Annotated in this window: 12 protein-coding genes; 10 read left to right on the plus strand and 2 right to left on the minus strand. The window is 65.0% G+C overall.

Translation table 11 applies throughout. The annotated features are described in order from the left end of the window. The first annotated feature begins 111 nt into the window (after positions 1 to 111). The 4 genes from QSG27_RS21740 to QSG27_RS21755 all read left to right on the plus strand — a co-directional run bounded on the left by QSG27_RS21740 (position 112) and on the right by QSG27_RS21755 (position 5,377). Positions 112 to 1,272: a DegT/DnrJ/EryC1/StrS family aminotransferase gene (locus QSG27_RS21740; protein WP_306709801.1), complete on the plus strand. Its 1,161-nt coding sequence runs from the start codon at positions 112 to 114 to the stop codon at positions 1,270 to 1,272. An 82-nt stretch (positions 1,273 to 1,354) separates the two neighbouring features. Then, on the plus strand, positions 1,355 to 2,419 hold the full coding sequence (locus QSG27_RS21745) for a Gfo/Idh/MocA family protein (protein WP_306709803.1): 1,065 nt from the start codon (positions 1,355 to 1,357) through the stop codon (positions 2,417 to 2,419). A gap of 111 nt (positions 2,420 to 2,530) precedes the next feature. After that, positions 2,531 to 4,480: a hypothetical protein gene (locus QSG27_RS21750; protein WP_306709805.1), complete on the plus strand. Its 1,950-nt coding sequence runs from the start codon at positions 2,531 to 2,533 to the stop codon at positions 4,478 to 4,480. Between the two features lie 36 nt (positions 4,481 to 4,516). Beyond that, positions 4,517 to 5,377, plus strand: coding sequence for a formyltransferase family protein (locus QSG27_RS21755; RefSeq protein ID WP_306709806.1), 861 nt, complete (start codon positions 4,517 to 4,519; stop codon positions 5,375 to 5,377). Positions 5,378 to 5,402: 25 nt separating this feature from the next. On the opposite strand, the gene QSG27_RS21760 is transcribed toward QSG27_RS21755, so the two are convergent. Further along, a complete protein-coding gene (locus QSG27_RS21760; RefSeq protein ID WP_306709807.1) occupies positions 5,403 to 6,371 on the minus strand; it encodes a class I SAM-dependent methyltransferase in 969 nt (322 codons plus the stop codon). Between the two features lie 317 nt (positions 6,372 to 6,688). Between QSG27_RS21760 and wecB the strand changes: the two genes are divergently transcribed. The 4 genes from wecB (at position 6,689) to QSG27_RS21780 (ending at position 11,884) form a co-directional block, all read left to right on the plus strand. Then, on the plus strand, positions 6,689 to 7,768 hold the full coding sequence (wecB, locus tag QSG27_RS21765; protein WP_306709809.1) for a non-hydrolyzing UDP-N-acetylglucosamine 2-epimerase: 1,080 nt from the start codon (positions 6,689 to 6,691) through the stop codon (positions 7,766 to 7,768). Next, on the plus strand, positions 7,765 to 8,592 hold the full coding sequence (locus tag QSG27_RS21770) for a glycosyltransferase family 2 protein (RefSeq protein WP_306709811.1): 828 nt from the start codon (positions 7,765 to 7,767) through the stop codon (positions 8,590 to 8,592). Before wecB ends, QSG27_RS21770 begins: the two co-directional genes overlap by 4 nt. Before the next feature lie 74 nt (positions 8,593 to 8,666). After that, on the plus strand, positions 8,667 to 10,559 hold the full coding sequence (asnB, locus tag QSG27_RS21775; RefSeq protein WP_306709813.1) for an asparagine synthase (glutamine-hydrolyzing): 1,893 nt from the start codon (positions 8,667 to 8,669) through the stop codon (positions 10,557 to 10,559). Positions 10,560 to 10,585: 26 nt separating this feature from the next. Beyond that, a complete protein-coding gene (locus QSG27_RS21780) occupies positions 10,586 to 11,884 on the plus strand; it encodes a polysaccharide deacetylase family protein (RefSeq protein WP_306709815.1) in 1,299 nt (432 codons plus the stop codon). Positions 11,885 to 11,938: 54 nt separating this feature from the next. On the opposite strand, the gene QSG27_RS21785 is transcribed toward QSG27_RS21780, so the two are convergent. Continuing rightward, entirely contained in the window at positions 11,939 to 12,484 is a 546-nt protein-coding gene (locus tag QSG27_RS21785) for a class I SAM-dependent methyltransferase (RefSeq protein WP_306709816.1), read from the minus strand. A 510-nt stretch (positions 12,485 to 12,994) separates the two neighbouring features. Between QSG27_RS21785 and QSG27_RS21790 the strand changes: the two genes are divergently transcribed. Next, positions 12,995 to 14,506 carry a B12-binding domain-containing radical SAM protein gene (locus tag QSG27_RS21790; RefSeq protein WP_306709818.1) on the plus strand — a complete coding sequence of 504 codons (1,512 nt, stop codon included), beginning with the start codon at positions 12,995 to 12,997 and terminating at the stop codon, positions 14,504 to 14,506. A gap of 7 nt (positions 14,507 to 14,513) precedes the next feature. Then, positions 14,514 to 15,715: DegT/DnrJ/EryC1/StrS family aminotransferase (locus tag QSG27_RS21795; RefSeq protein WP_306709820.1), on the plus strand; the 1,202-nt coding region annotated here is incomplete at its 3' end.

The raw sequence follows: 15,715 nt of genomic DNA on the forward strand, positions 1-15,715 counted from the left end.
CATCGGCTGGGTCAGCCATGATGGCGAAAGGCTCGGCCACGATCTGGTATGCCCGCGGAGCGGACGCCGCTATCGCGAGACGGGACCCGACCTTCTGGAGGAAATCATATAATGACCGAAGCAGCCGTTCTGTCCGACAACCCCGCTGCCGGTCCCATTCCGTTCATCGACTTGGCCAGTCAGCGCCGTCGCCTGGGCACGCGCATTGACGAAGCCATCGCCCGCGTGCTCGATCACGGCCAGTACATCATGGGGCCGGAGGTCAAGGAACTGGAGCGCCGCCTTGCCGCCTTCGCCGGCGTGGGGCACGTCGTGTCCTGCTCCAGCGGCACCGACGCGCTGCTGCTCATCCTCATGGCCTGGGGCATCAAACCGGGAGACGCGGTGTTCCTGCCGACCTTCACCTTTGCCTCCACGGCGGAGGTGGTGGCGCTGCTCGGTGCCTCGCCGGTGTTTTGCGACGTCCTGCCCGATACGTTCAACCTCGACCCGGACAGCCTGGAAGCGGCCATCGCCACGAGCCGCAAGGCCGGCCTGACCCCGCGGGCGGTGATCGCGGTCGATATGTTCGGGCAGCCGGCCGATTACCGCCGCATCGGGGCCGTCGCACGCGCGCATGGGCTCAAGCTGCTGGCCGACGCGGCGCAGAGCTTCGGCGCCAGCCTCGATGGCCGGCCGGTCGGCGGCCTCGGCGACGCGACGGCGACCAGCTTCTTTCCGGCCAAGCCGCTCGGCTGCTATGGCGATGGCGGCGCGGTGCTGACCGACGACGCCGACCTTGCCGCCGTGGTGGAAAGCCTGCGGGTCCACGGCAAGGGCAGCCACAAGTACGACAACGTCCGCATCGGCATCAACGGCCGGCTCGACACGCTCCAGGCGGCGGTGCTGATCGAGAAGCTGGACATCTTCGCCGACGAGGTTGCCGCTCGCCAAGCCGCCGCCGACCGTTACGGCCGGCTGCTCGCCGGGACGGTGCAGCCGCCCACCGTGGTCGAAGGGGCTGCACCGGTGTGGGCGCAATACACCCTGGCGTTCGACGGGCGTGACGGCGTGGCGGCGCGGCTCAAGGCCGCCGGCATCCCGACGGCTGTCTACTACCCCCTGCCTTTACACATGCAGACGGCCTACCGTCCTTGTCCCGTCGCGCCGAACGGCCTGCCGGTGGCGGAAGATCTGGCCCGGCGGGTGCTGAGCCTGCCCATGCACCCCTATCTCACGCCCGAGATTCAGGAGCGTATCTGCACCGCCCTGCGCGAGACGCTGCGCATGTAAGGCCGCCTGCTCCGGACAATGGATGCCGGCCACCTGTTCCCCACCCGATCCAGCCGGGACCGGTTCGTCCCATGGAGGCACCTTGCTTGGCTTTGCCTTGGTCGGTTGCGGCCGCATCGCCCGTAAACACGCCGGGATTCTGGCCGGTGGTCAGGTTGCGGGAGCCCGGCTTGCCGCCGTGTGCGACTGCGATTTCGCGCGTGCCCGGTTCTTTGGTGAGACCTATGGCGTACCGGCCTTCTCTTCGGCGGAAGCGATGCTGGAAGCCGAGGGCCGGCACATCGACGTCCTGTCCATCCTGACGCCCTCGGGCAGTCACGCTCGCCATGCCATCGAACTGGCGCCCCATGGCAAGCACCTCGTGGTCGAGAAGCCGATGGCGCTGACCCTGGACGACGCCGACGCCATGATCCGGGCTTGCGACATCGCCGGGGTGAAGCTTTTCGTCGTCAAACAGAACCGCTTCAATCCCCCTGTGGTCAGGCTGCGCGAAGCGTTCGAGGCGGGGCGCTTCGGCAAGTTGGTGATGGGGTCGGTGCGGGTCCGCTGGCGGCGTGACCAAGCCTATTACGACCAGGATGACTGGCGTGGGACCTGGGCGCAGGACGGGGGGGTCTTCGCCAACCAGGCCAGCCACCACATCGACCTGCTGGAATGGTTCCTGGGCGAGCCCGAATCGGTCTACGCCATGGCGCGCACCGCGCTCGTCGACATCGAGACGGAGGACACAGGCGTGGCCCTCATCCGTTTCGGCAACGGCGCCATCGGCGTCGTCGAGGCGACCACGGCCACCCGGCCGAAGGATCTGGAAGGATCGCTGTCGATCTTGGGCGAAACGGGCTCGGTCGAGATCGGAGGCTTCGCCGTCAACGAGATCCGGACGTGGCAGTTCGTCGACAGCCGCCCCGAGGATCAGGCGGCGGCGGAAGCGACGCGCACCAACCCCCCCGACGTCTATGGCTTCGGCCACACGGCCTATCTCAATGACGTCGTGAACTGCATCCGCACGGGCGGCAAGGCTCTGGTCGACGGCTTGGAAGGCCGCAAGTCGCTGGAGCTGATCTCGGCCATCTATGAGTCCGTCGCGACCGGCCGCGAGATCGGCCTGCGTTTCCGGGCACGGCGCAATCGTCTCGGGATCGGCTGAGTTGTCCGGGCGCGCGCTGAACAGCGCCGGGCCGGGTGCCTCGCGTTCGTGCCGCGGCACAACGGCCGTGACCGACGATGGGCAACCCTCGATGAAATCGGATATGGTTCCATGACCAAAAGCGAAGGGACATCGGGCTGGCGGGCGTGGCTGTGGGCCGGGGCCAGCCTGGCCATCGGCATCGTCGTCTGGCCACTGGTCTTCAAGAGCCCGTGGTCATGGTGGCGCACCGTGGCAATCCTGCGGCCAAGCGGGCCGGGGCTGGCCGATCCGGACTTCCTGGCGTTTCACCCCATCGATGCCGCCGCCCGCGGCTGGTACCGCAAGCTGGCGCGCGACATGGCTGGGGTGGGACCGCTCGGCTATGTTTGGGACGACGGGCTCGGCATAGCCTTGGGGCCGCGCATCTTCAACAACACGGTGACCTACCGGCTGCTCGGCCTGCTGGGCGACCGCGCTTATCTTTTGGCCGGCTATCTCGCCTTCACGGTGGTGCTGGCCGGGTGCGGCGGGGTGGCGTTCGGCCCGTTGGCCGGCATCCTCATCGCCCTGGCCCTGGCTGGGAGCCCGCTGGTCACCCGCATCTTCACCGTGATGGGCAAACCGGAAATCATCTGGTACGCCCTGGTTCCGCTGAGCGTCATGCTGCTGCTCGACGGCAATGCCGCAGCCGGCGGGCTGGTGTGGTCGGCGCTGGTGCTCGCCAATCTCGGAGCGGCCGCCACCCCGACGCTGATTGCCGGTCCGGGGCTGCTGCTCGACGCCGTGCTCTGCGGGAACTTTCTGCCGTTGCTGGCCGGAGCGACTCCTGGCCTTGCCGTCACGGCTTGGCGCATGGTGCGCTTCCTGCCCTCCGAGGTGCCCGGCTTGCTGGTGAAAGGGCAGCGCTCCTCCAGCCGCGTTCCGCCCTGGCCTGCCTGGGACGACGTCTTTCAGGCCGCCATGCTGCTGACCGCCCTGTTCGCGGCGGCTTCGGTCAACGGGCGCTGGGCCGCGACGGCGGTGGTCGCAATCAGCGCGACCCTGCTGTTTTACCTCAACAGGCGTTTTTTCTACTTCAACGACATGCAGAGCTTCGAAGCGGCGTTCCTGACCGTCGGCTTCGGCTTCGCTGCGTCGGCCGCCTCCTCCCTGGCGGTGGCGGCCCTTTTCGCCTTCGCCTATCGATTGCTGCCGCTGACCGGCGCGCGCAGCGCGCTCGAAGAACGGCTCTATTATCTTCAATCCCCCGAAGCCGGCTGGCGTGTGGTTCTCAAATCCTTGTGGAACCTGATCCGCCGCTTTCCCTCCACCGCCCCACAGTCCGAGCCGAGATCCTCTGAATTGCAGGCCTTTCTCGCCGGCCTGGAACCCGCCGGCATTGGCCGGGCGGTCCGCTATCTGGAGGAATGTTCGGGACCGCCCCAGGATGTCGGCTACTATCCTTCCCGCTCTTTCCAGATGTGGATGGGCGAGAAGCTGGCGGCCCGTGGTGTCGAGAACGCCGGCGGCGAACTGACGCCATATTTCGAACCCGCCTTGGGGGCGGCGTTTCTCCATCGCTTCAACGCAAGGGACACGAGCGCCGCCGGGATGCGGAACCTCTGCGAAGGTCTGGGATGCCGCTACGTGATCGCCCATACCGCGGAGACGACCGCGGCTTTGATCGACGGTGCCGGGTTCGAACTCATCCGGACGCTGGAATTCGCGTCCATGCCACCTGAGGAGCGCCGGATTCTGGCACTGCCGGCCACCGGCAGGCTGAATCTGTTGCGGCATTCCGAGCCCTTGGCCGAGCCCTTGGCCGAGCCTTTATCGACCAGCGTGGTCGTTCCGCCTTGTGTCTGGAGCCGCCACCGCAATTGCCTGACGATCGAAGCGCGGGCCGGGAGCGAGTACCTGATCCGCTACCGCTACGACCCGGCTTTCCAGGCCCGCCAAGGCACGCATGCCGTGCCGGTGGAGACGGTGCGGCCTTTCGCAGACGCCGGATTGCGCTTCATGCGGGTGCGGGCGGTGGCCGACGGACCGTTGGTGCTGCGGTATCGGTGGCTTTCCGGTTTCTTTTCCCGCCGCCGCTAACGAATCGAAGTCGGGAAACCATTGGGGCGTTTGACGATGAGGGTTGCCATTATTGGAAACAACGACGCTACAAGCGATATCATTTTCCATGATTTGTTATTGTCGAATGAAGTCGATGTCGTTTTTGTCGGCCATAGCACAAGAATGTATGGAGGCTTGGCGTCATCGGCAAAATACACCTTGAAATTGCTTTCCAAGACAACCCTTTCTTATTTATCATTTCTGGTTTTGTTCAACATTGGCCTTAAAATTCGGGATGCCGTGGCCTGTCGGCGGAAGCAGGGGGCGGCGGGAGCATCCTTGGCCCGGTTGGCCCGGTGGCGCGGTATCCCTTATCTTCCAATACCCGATTGCAACTCCGCTGAATTTCTGGAGCTTCTCTCACAAAACCGCGTTGATCTGATGCTTGTCCGCATCCCGCAGATATTGAAGCCTGACGTCTTCAATGCTGCGACATACGGGGCCTGGTGTCTGCACTCCAGTCTGTTGCCCTCCTATGGAGGGTATTGTGCGGAGTTTCACGCCATGCGGAATGGGGAGAGCCATATCGGCTCAACGCTGTTCCGCATCGATGAATCCATCGATGGCGGGCCGCCGATAGCGCAGTGCCATCTTCCCGTGCGGACCAGGGAGTCCCTGCTTGCCCATGTTCTCGCCAACAACACGCTTGCTGGCCGCATGGTGAGGGACGCCGTGGAAGAGTTGGCGCGGTCCGGGCAGGTCGAACCCAAGCTGCATCAACCTCGCCCGCAAGCAAGCTATTTTCGTTGGCCCAATGCCGAGCAGGAACGGGAATTTCGCAGACGCGGCTTCCGTCTGTTCGGCTGGCGGGACACCGTAAGATTCCTGGCTTGGTGCGTGGGTTTGTCTTCGGCACCTTGCGCCAGGGCGCGTTGACGGGCGTGGTCCCGACGCCCGTTCCTCACTCCGGTTCGGCCGCCGGCGATTCTTCGGCCTTGTCATCTGGGCGCGCATCCGGCACCCGGCCCCACAAGGTGATCGGGGCGCCCTCGTCGCGGGTGATGGCGACTAGACCGGAGCCGATCATGCGCGCCTCGACCTCGGCTGGCGAGAAGAAGGCCAGCGTATCGGGGGCAATGTTGACCAGCACGACCTCGCGGCATTGCCGCCAGGTCGCGTTGGCCAGGCTTACCCCGGAAATCGTCGGCAGAACGCTGAGAAAGGGCACGATGAGATCCGCGGCGCGCGCTTGCAGGAACGGCGGAAGCCGGACGACCACGGATCGAACCGCGGCAAGCAGCCGGCCCGGCAGATCATTGCGCCGCGGATAGAACCAGACGCCGATCCATCCTCCCGGCCGAGTGACGCGCACCAGCTCCGCCAAGCCTGCCCAAGGGTCGGGAGTGTAGGCCAGCACCCCGAACGAGAAAGCGGCGTCGAACGTGGCGTCGGCGAAGGGCAGAGCGCTTACATCGCCGTGGATGGGCGTCCAGCCGTCACCGACCCTTCGCCGCGCGTTGGTCAGCGCCGCCGGTGCGATGTCCAGCCCGAAGATTTGCCATCCCTGATCCTTCAACACAGCGACATGCACGCCGTCGCCGCATCCGGCATCGAGCACGCGCAGAGGGGGACCGCCCGCCTCGGTCCTCAAGGGTGTCAGAAAGCGTCGGGCCGCGCGCTCCTTCGCCGGCGCCGGCGAGGCATCCCGGTTGCCTTCCCAATGTCGATCGAAGGCCCGGTCCCACGCCGGCATGAAGGACAGGATTCCATCCACAAGGGGGAAAAGGCCATGCTGGAGGCATCGCAGGCCCGACGGCGATGCGGAGACCATGAGGGGCTGCCGGCAGATCGGGCACCGGTAAGGCGTGTCTGCGCGTTCGGGCGCCGGGGCCGCCGGATCCGGCTGCGTCAGGGCGTTCGGAGTGTTCATCGGGCCGGGTGCCTTTACTGGAACAAGAAAAGACGTGGTGCCTGCCGTCGGATCATGTTCCGTAGCATGGTTCGGGATTGGGCGTGCCGGTCATTTTGTTCCCAACGATCCGGCTGGAGGGGGCCAGGTTGTGGCCTGCGGACCGGCCAACCACCGCATCATTGCCGAATGGAGCCGCCGCGGGCCATACCGCGGACTCTGTTTTAGGCTTTTTTAACCCCGCCATCGAGTATCCTCGCCATTCGGGGGCCTCTCAACCGGATCTTGCGGGTCCGAAAGAGGGTGCCTTTGCGGATCGGAGGAAGGATGAGCCTGTCATGAAGCTTCTCACCGTCGTTGGAGCGCGTCCCCAGTTCATAAAAGCTGCGGCAATGACGCGTGTCCTGCGGGTGGCGGGCGACGCCTTCCAGAACGTCATGGTCCACACCGGCCAACATTACGACGACTCCATGTCGGCCGTCTTCTTCCGTGAACTCGGCATTCCGGAGCCGGACATTAATCTCGGCATCGCCGATCTGGGGCACGGCGCGATGACCGGCCGGATGCTGGAGCGGCTGGAAGAGTGCTTCATGCGGGTCCGGCCGGATCGCGTGTTGGTCTATGGCGACACCAACTCCACTCTGGCCGCCGCGCTTGCGGCGGTCAAACTGGCGATCCCGGTCGGGCATGTCGAGGCGGGGCTGCGCTCCGGCAACATGCGCATGCCCGAAGAGATCAACCGCATTCTTACGGATCGCGTGTCGACCTGGCTGTTCTGCCCCAACGGCGCAGCCGCTGATACCCTCAGGCGGGAAGGAATTGTGGACGGCGTCCACGTGGTCGGCGACATCCTCTACGATGTGGTTCTGCATGAACGCGCGCGTGTCTTGAAAGAGGTCCCGCTGAACCGCTGGGAGGTCGAGAACCGCCGCTACCTGCTGGCCAGTGTGCACCGCCAGGAAAACACCGACAGCGAACCACGTCTGGAGAGCATCCTCTCGGCCTTGCGCGTCCTGGCCCGCGACATGCCGGTCGTTCTGCCGCTGCATCCGCGCACACACCGCATCCTTGAGGAACGGAACGCCTTGTCCCTGCTCGACGGGCTGAGGGTGACAGGGCCGCTGTCCTATCTGGAAGTCCACCGTCTGATGATGTCCGCGCGCGCCGTTCTCACCGATTCCGGCGGCATGCAGAAGGAGGCGTTCTACCATCGCGTCCCCTGCCTGACGTTGCGCGACGAGACCGAGTGGTCGGAAACGCTGGAACTCGGCTGGAACCGCCTGTGTGGTGCCGATCACGAACGCATCCTGGCCGCATGGGCTCACATCGACTCTCTTCCGCGCATCGACGGCGCCCAACCTTATGGCGACGGCGAAGCGGCGGTTCGTATCCTCGACTTGCTGAAGGCCGCACCATGATGATTTACGTCCTTTTGCCCGCCTACAACGAGGAAGGATCGCTGGAACCGCTTTTCAGACGTATCCATGCCTTCATGAGCGCACACGGCCACACGTACCGGCTGCTTGTCTGCAACGACGGCAGCCGGGACGGCACGGCGGTGCGTCTGAAGGAGCTTTCGGCGCATTATCCGTTGGAAACGATCGAGCACAAAATCAACCGTGGCCTTGGCGAGACCTGCCGCGACCTGATGGAGCGGGCGGCCGAACTGGCCGTCAAAGGCGACGTCATCGTGCGCATGGATTGTGACGACACCCACAATCCAGACGTGATCGCCAGCATGCTGGACAAGCTCGAACAAGGCTGCGACGTGGTCATCGCTTCGCGCTTTCAGCCGGGAGGGGGACAGGAGGGGGTCGGCAGGTACCGGGCCGTGGTCAGCCGGGCCGCCAACCTTTTCATGGGCTTGTTCTTTCCGCTTCCCGGAGTGCGTGAATATTCCTGCGGATTCCGTGCCTATCGGGCCGAGACGATCGCCCGGGCCATCCGCTTTTATGGCAATGATTTCATCCAGCTGAAGGGGCTCGGCTTTACCTGTACCCTGGAAAAGCTTCTGAAGTTGAAGCTTCTGGGGGCACGTTTCAGTGAAGTCCCCTTCGTCCTGCGCTACGACCGCAAGGTCAGCCCAAGCAAGATGATCACCAGCATCACGACCCTTGGGTATCTGATCATGACGTTGCTTTACTATTGGCCGTTCGGAGGTTGGCGCAGGGCGTATCAGAACAAGGTCCGCCACTTCATCGAGCGGGAAGACGCGGCGGTTTCGGGAAAAGTTCCGGGTTGACACCCGGCCGTGCCCTGCCGGATTGACACCGGGCAACATCACGCCGACCGATCAGAGACAAAGGACCACACCCGATGTGCGGCATCTGTGGCATAGTCGGCCCCGCTGCCGACGCGCCCTCGGCGGTCAGCCGGGTGCGCGACATGATGGCGCTCATCGCCCATCGCGGACCGGATGGCGAAGGGATCGAGAGCGGCCGCGGTTTCGTCTTCGGCCACCGGCGCCTGGCCATCATCGACATCGAAGGGGGGCGCCAACCCATGCGCTCGCCGGACGGTCGCTACGCCCTGACCTACAACGGCGAGATCTACAATCATGTCGAACTGCGCCGGGACCTGGCGGAGCGGGGCGAGCGGCTGCGCACCGCATCCGACACCGAAGTTCTTCTCCACACCCTGATCACCCGCGGGGTCGACGGGCTGTCGGCCCTGAACGGCATGTACGCCTTTGCGTTCGCCGACGAGGCCACCGGCGAATGGCTGCTGGTCCGCGATCCTTTCGGGATCAAACCGCTCTATTACACACAGGTGCGGGGGGGCATCGCCTTTGCCTCGGAAATCAAGGCGCTGCTGAGCCATCCCGATGCCCGTGCCCGGTCGGATTGGACAGCGCTGCAGCAGTATCTGACGTTTCAGTTCTGTCTGGGAGACCGGACCCTGTTCCAGGGGATCAACAAGTTGGAGCCCGGAACCTGGATCCGTGGGCGCGGCGCCGACATCACGGCCCGGGGAACCTTCTGGGACCTCGACTGGAACATCGATACCGATCACACGGACTCCTATTTCCGCAACCATCTGCGGGATCTTCTGCAAGACAGTGTGCGCCTGCAGATGCGCAGCGACGTTCCGGTCGGCGCCTATTTGTCGGGGGGGCTGGATTCCAGTCTGGTGGTGTCCATGGCCGCCCGCCACACCGCCGTCCCGCTGCCGGTCTTCACCGGCCGTTTTGCGGAAGGGCCGGCCTATGACGAAACACCCTACGCCCGTCTGGTCGCCGCAACGGCGGGCGCCAACTACCGGGAGGTGGTCCCGGATGCGGAGTCGTTCGTCGACCTGCTGCCGCGCCTGATCTACCACCTGGACGAACCGGTGGCTGGGCCGGGTGTGTTTCCGCAATACATGGTCAGCCGGCTGGCGTCCGAGCAGGGGGTCAAGGTCGTTCTGGGTGGCCAGGGCGGTGATGAGATCTTCGGTGGTTATGCCCGCTACATCGTCGGTTATCTGGAGCAGGCGCTCAAGGGCGCCATCTTCCAGACCCAGGAAGAGGGCGTGCACGTCGTCACCCTCAGCTCGATCATCCAGAACCTTCCTCTTCTTCAGCAATACACCCCGATGCTGAGCCATTTCTGGAAGGACGGGCTGTTCGAGCCGATGGACGCGCGCTATTTCCGGCTCATCGACCGCAGTCCCGACCTGGAGCGCCTGCTGTCGCAGGAGGCGCGGGCGAGCTTCAGCCGGGCGGAAATCTTCGAGGCGTTCCGCAGCATCTTTCATCATCCGGGAACCCAGTCCTACGTCAACAAGATGACCCATTTCGACCTGAAGACTCTTCTGCCGGCCCTGCTTCAGGTCGAGGATCGCGTGAGCATGGCCGTGTCGATGGAGGCGCGCGTCCCGTTGCTCGACACCCGGATCGCCGAGTCCGTCTCCCGCATGCCGCCGATGGTGAAGTTCAAGGGAGGCCAGACCAAGTACATCTTCCGGCAGGCCATCGCGGATCTGTTGCCGGACGCCATCCTGGAAAGAAAGGACAAGATGGGCTTCCCGGTGCCTCTGACCGACTGGATGCGCAAGGGACCGGTGCGTGACTTCGTCCAGGATGTGCTGGGCAGCCGCCGTTGCCGCGAGCGGGGATTGTTCGATCCTGCCGGGCTGGATTTCGTGATGAACTCCGACGTGGCGTTCGGCCGGCAACTCTGGGGGGTCTTGTGTCTGGAGCTATGGCATCGCCAGTTCATCGACCTCTGAGCGAGGCGGCGGTCCGGCATTACACAGTGGCCGCCGTGTCGCGTTATTGCCGTCCGGGCGGCGCATCGCTGCTTCTGGAACTGCCGGTTCCTACGGCCCAATGGGCCGAAACGGCCATGCCTCCACGGCTGGTGGCCGTGCCGATGCCCGGCTGGGCCGCCGATCTCGGCGTCCCTGAGGCGGAGAACGGCCTGCTGGTCCCGGAAGACGCGATCGTGCCGGGTGACGGTGCGCTTTGGCGGAGAACCGCGTGGTTTTCGGCGGTCGCCTGGTTCCTGCATGGGCAGGCTGAGCGCGCGCACGAGGCGGTGTCCGGTCCGATCCATTCCTACCGCCTGCGCCTGGGCGGATGGGACGACCGCCTGTGGGACCGGGCCTGGGTCAATCGCATCGCCCTGTTCTTGCGGCGATGGGCGGCGCGGCGGGCGGGGGCGGGGGAAGCCGCGCTGTTCGGCCCGCTGCCGGACGCGGACATCATTCTGACGCATGACCTGGACGCCATCCGCAAGACGAGTGCGATCCGCATCAAGCAAGCGGCCTTCCACCTGTTCAACGCGGTCCGGGCCCTGGGGCGGGGCAAGCCCGGAGAGGGCCTGCGGCGGCTGGGATGCGCGTTGCGCTTCGCCGCCGGGCCGAACGACGAGGCTGGCCTCGACAGCTTGGCCACGCTGGTCGCACGGCACGGAATGACGGCACGCCTTCATGTCCATGGCGGCGGCGGCAAGGGGCGACGGATCAGCCGCTGGCTGCTCGATCCCGCTTATGATCCGATGGCCTTGCCGCTTGCGTCCACGCTCCGTGATCTGGCGGCGCGCGGCTGGGATATCGGCTTGCACCCCTCGTTCCATGCCTGGACCGACCGGAACGCCCTGATCGCCGAACGCGAGCGGGTCGAGCAGGCGCTTGACGCTCCGGTCACGGCCTGTCGCCAGCATTGGCTGCGTTTTTCCTGGGCGGCGACCTGGGCGGCGCAGGCCGGCGCCGGGCTTCGGACCGACACGACCCTGGGCTTCAACGACCGCTCAGGCTTTCGCAATGGCGCGGCCCTGGCCGTCCAGCCATGGGATTGTGCCGCTGCGGCGCCACTGCCCATCGTGGCGATGCCGCTGGTCCTGATGGACTCCCATCTGTTCGATTATGCGCTGCTGGAGAGTGCCGGGCGCCACGCCGCGATCGACCGCTGGATCGGCGAGATCAGGGCCGTTCGCGGCATCGCCAGCGTGCTGTGGCATCCCCACACGCTGGGCCGCGATTACGGCTGGCGACCGGAGTTCGAGGCGCTGCTCACGCAATTGTCCGGTTTAAACCGGGGGGCCGTCGGCTGACCGCTTGCGCAGGGTCGCCACGATCTCGAAGTAAGGCGCCAGAAGATCGTGGAATTACGCGCGTGTATAGGCGCTGCCAACCGGGTTTCCATGGCCATCGTACAGCCGGACGACTTCGGCGGAATCGGCAGCCCGGAAGATCCCTTCCCGGCCGCGGCCGGGCATGGCGAAACCGAGACGTGACAGAGCCGCGAAGACGAAGCGCAGCCTGTCAAAGTTCCGCAGGGGAGCGTTGCGGTAATAAACCGAAATGCCGGCGGTGCCGGACGGCTTGAGAACGCGGGCGATTTCCGCGATGGCGCGCGGCGTATCGGGCGTGTGATGGACGACGCCCTGGCAGTTCACGTGATCGAAGGTGCCGTCGGGAAAGGTCAGTGCCTCCGCGTTCTCGATCCTTGTTTCCGCCTCCAGCCCGGCCTGACGCAACCGTTCCCGCACCAGTCGCAGGGCCGCTTCGGTCAGGTCGGCGGCCACGATTTTTTCCGCCGGTTTCCGGTTGGGAAATTCCACGGTCCAGAACCCCGGCCCGCAGCCGAGATCGAGGACAAGGCCGCGGTTTCCCGCCGGCGGCACGAACACCTCATCAAAGCGCCCGGCCAAGCATTCCTCTATGATCACCCGCCGATGCTCTGCAAAAAAACTCCGGAGAACCGACCGCTGCCGCGCATTCGTCAGTAAAAAGGGAGGGGTCTTTCCCAGAAATTCTTGACATCTTCAATGCTTGCGGCGTTCGTTTCCATGGCTTTCTGTCCTGTCAAGCCTCTGGGCCATATTCTCTCTGGCTCGCCGACGAATTCCAGTTTATAAGATACGATGCAGCTACCTTATTGATGGTTGGTACGGTATCAGATAACGAGATCGCGCGGTAGCGCAATGTTCCGCACTGGTCGGCAAGTTGCAGGGAGCCTCACGTATTACAATCGGTCTCGCAAAACACCACCTTCACTGTTGAGTGATATCGCCGTTGAGGAAAGGGTGTGCCGGGTGGTCCTGGTGGCGCCGGATATGGTCTACAGAGTTTCTGCGTCGCGGATGATCAATTGAGGACAGGGCGAACGGGCCGGAGCGGAAGCTGTCAGGCCGGCGCCGTGTCCGGAGCGGGAAATGTCCATGAGCAATTTGAAAGAGCTTCTCGTCAACGCCCGCAACGCTTTCAGCAGCTCCTCGCCAGCCATGACGCAGGCATCCCGGCCGATCCGGGTGATGATCATCCAGCCGCCGACCACGGGGATGGTGCGCTCGCTTCTGCCGCAGGTGGAGGAGGGCGGGGAAGGCATCGGCTACAAACCCCCGCTCGGCATTCTCTCCGTCGCGACGCTGGTCAAGCGTCGATCCGATCACGTCGTCAAGATCATCGACGCGCAAGCGCAACGCCTGAGTCCGGAAGACCTCGTCGCCGAGGCCGCCGCTTTCCAGCCGGACCTGGTCGGCATCTCCGCTTGGTCCGACTGGTGGTATCCCGCCTATCGGGTCGGTGAACTGATCAAGCAGGCGCTGCCGCAGGTTCACCTGACGTACGGTGGTCCGCATGTGGCGATTTACCCGCAGGAAACACTGGACGTTCCTTTCGTCGACAGCGTCGTCGTCGGGGATGGGGAGGTGCCATTCCTGTTCCTGTGCAATCTGGTGGCCAACGGCGTCGTGGACAACGGCATGCCCGGGCTGCATTTCAAGGCCCACGGCGTGAAGCCGGCACCGGACCACATCTATATTCATGCCGACCTCGACGGTCTGCCTTATCCCGACCGCACCCTCCTTCCCGTGCAGGCTTACGGCTCGGTGTTGAGCAAGGGCCGGTACGTCACGACCATGATCACCAGCCGCGGCTGCCCGCACCGCTGCACGTTCTGCAAGCTCAATTTCCAGAAGAATCTGGCCCGTTCCGCCGCCAGCGTGGTCGAGGAGTTTCGGGAGATTCATGCCCTGGGCATCGGAGAGGTGGAGATTTACGATGACACCTTCACCTGGGGGAAGGCCCGTCTGAAGGAGATTTGCGAGCAGCTGATCGACGCCAGGCTGGGCGTCGAGTGGGCGGTGCGCGACCGGGTCAGCAAGGCCGATCCGGAGATGCTGGCGCTGATGCACAAGGCCGGCTGCCGGCGCATCCATTACGGCATCGAGTCCGGCGTGCAGCGGGTCGTCGACCGCATGCGCAAGCAGATCACCCTGGAGCAGGCGCGCGCCGCCGTGCAGGCCGCCCGGCAGGCCGGTATGACCGTGCTCACCTACTTCATGTTCGGCAATCTCGATGAAACCGTTGAGGACATGCGCCGGACTGTGGAATTCGCGCTCGAACTCGATGCGGACTACGCGGAGTTTTCCATCACCATCCCCTATGCCGGGACGGAAATGTATGACGAGGCGATGCGCCTTGGCCTGATCACCGAGGATTACTGGCGCGCCTATGCGCGCCATCCGACCCCCGATTTTCTGCCGCCCCAACTCATCGAGAACAACGCCACCCTGGCGGACATGCTGGCCATCCGCAACGATGCGGTGCGGCGTTTCTATTTCCGGCCACGCTACATCGCGCGTGAACTGAAGAACCTGGCGACGTTCGGAGAGTTCGTCCGTAAGACGCGGATGGGGCTGCGCCTTCTGCATTCCGTCTACAGCCGGTAGACCGGCGATGATTCCGCGCCTGCGTCCGCCATTTTCCCTTTCCTCCCTGTTGAGGGCGGCGCTGCCGGCCGACGACGCCGTGGAAGAGCGTTTCGAACGGGCCTTCGCCGAGGCTTTCGGGTTTTCCCACGGCCTGTTCTTTCCCTATGGGCGCAGTGCCCTGTACGCTCTGCTGAAGGGTCTGGGCTGGGCGGATCGGGAGGTGCTCTGCCCGGCCTATACGTGCAGTGTCGTGCCGCACGCCATCGTGCTGTCGGGAAACCGGATCCGCTTTGCCGACAGCGGCATCAACCATTTCAACGTCTCTCCCGACGCCCTTGCCACCGCTCTGCGGCCGGAAACGGCGATGGTCGTCCTTACCCCCCTGTTCGGCTATCCGCTCGACCGCGCCGCCTGCCACGCCGCCATCGCGGCGCGGGCACCCGGCGCCTTCGTGCTCTATGATCTTGCCCAGGGATTCGGCGCGCAGGACGCCGACGGCTTGCAGGCGGCCGGGGCCGACGCGGCCCTGTTCAGCTTCGGCATCGGCAAGATGATGTCCACGTTCTACGGCGGCATGTTGCTGCTGAAGGACAAGACCGTCCACGAAGCGGTCCGGGACTATCGAAACCGGCATTTCGCGCCGGCCCTGCCGCAAGGCGCCGGGCTGCTCCTTTACGGACTCGCCACCTGGCTTGCCTTCCGCGAACCAGCCCTGACCGTCGTCGACCGTCTGGAACACGGAACAAGCCTGCTCGACCGTTTCACCAAATATTACTATGCAACTGACCGGCCGCGCCTGCCCGAGGATGCGCTGGTGCGGCCGACCCGGCTTCAGTCCCGGCTCGGCCTGCGCGAGCTTGCCCATTATCAGGCGCGCGTCGAAGCGCGCCGCGCCATCGCCCGCCATTATGAGGAACGCCTGGGCTGCGAAGGGGTCGCCGTGTTCGGCCACAGCGCGACCCCGACCTATTCGGTGTTTCCCCTCGCCGTGGCGGACCCGCACTCCGCCCGGCGCGCCCTTGCCGCCCGGGGGATACAGGTCGGCACGCTGATCGATTACGCCTGCCCCGACTTGCCCGGCTACGAGCTCCATGCCGGAACCGGCCCCCGGGCGCGCGTTTGGGGGCGGAGCATGATCAACCTGCCGAACTGGCCGGGAATGTCCCGTCCTGCGGCCGACCGCACCGTGGATGCCCTGCTGCACTGGCGCGACGAGGCGGCGAGGCG

Source organism: Azospirillum isscasi (assembly GCF_030849505.1).
Classification (GTDB): domain Bacteria; phylum Pseudomonadota; class Alphaproteobacteria; order Azospirillales; family Azospirillaceae; genus Azospirillum; species Azospirillum isscasi.

Bases quoted from the DNA above. Each gene is read 5' to 3' on its own strand.
- QSG27_RS21740 (WP_306709801.1), top strand. From the start codon at position 112: ATGACCGAAGCAGCCGTTCTGTCCGACAACCCCGCTGCCGGTCCCATT.
- QSG27_RS21790 (WP_306709818.1), top strand. From the start codon at position 12,995: ATGAGCAATTTGAAAGAGCTTCTCGTCAACGCCCGCAACGCTTTCAGC.
- QSG27_RS21750 (WP_306709805.1), top strand. From the start codon at position 2,531: ATGACCAAAAGCGAAGGGACATCGGGCTGGCGGGCGTGGCTGTGGGCC.
- QSG27_RS21755 (WP_306709806.1), top strand. From the start codon at position 4,517: ATGAGGGTTGCCATTATTGGAAACAACGACGCTACAAGCGATATCATT.
- wecB (WP_306709809.1), top strand. From the start codon at position 6,689: ATGAAGCTTCTCACCGTCGTTGGAGCGCGTCCCCAGTTCATAAAAGCT.
- QSG27_RS21760 (WP_306709807.1), bottom strand. From the start codon at position 6,371: ATGAACACTCCGAACGCCCTGACGCAGCCGGATCCGGCGGCCCCGGCG.
- asnB (WP_306709813.1), top strand. From the start codon at position 8,667: ATGTGCGGCATCTGTGGCATAGTCGGCCCCGCTGCCGACGCGCCCTCG.
- QSG27_RS21770 (WP_306709811.1), top strand. From the start codon at position 7,765: ATGATGATTTACGTCCTTTTGCCCGCCTACAACGAGGAAGGATCGCTG.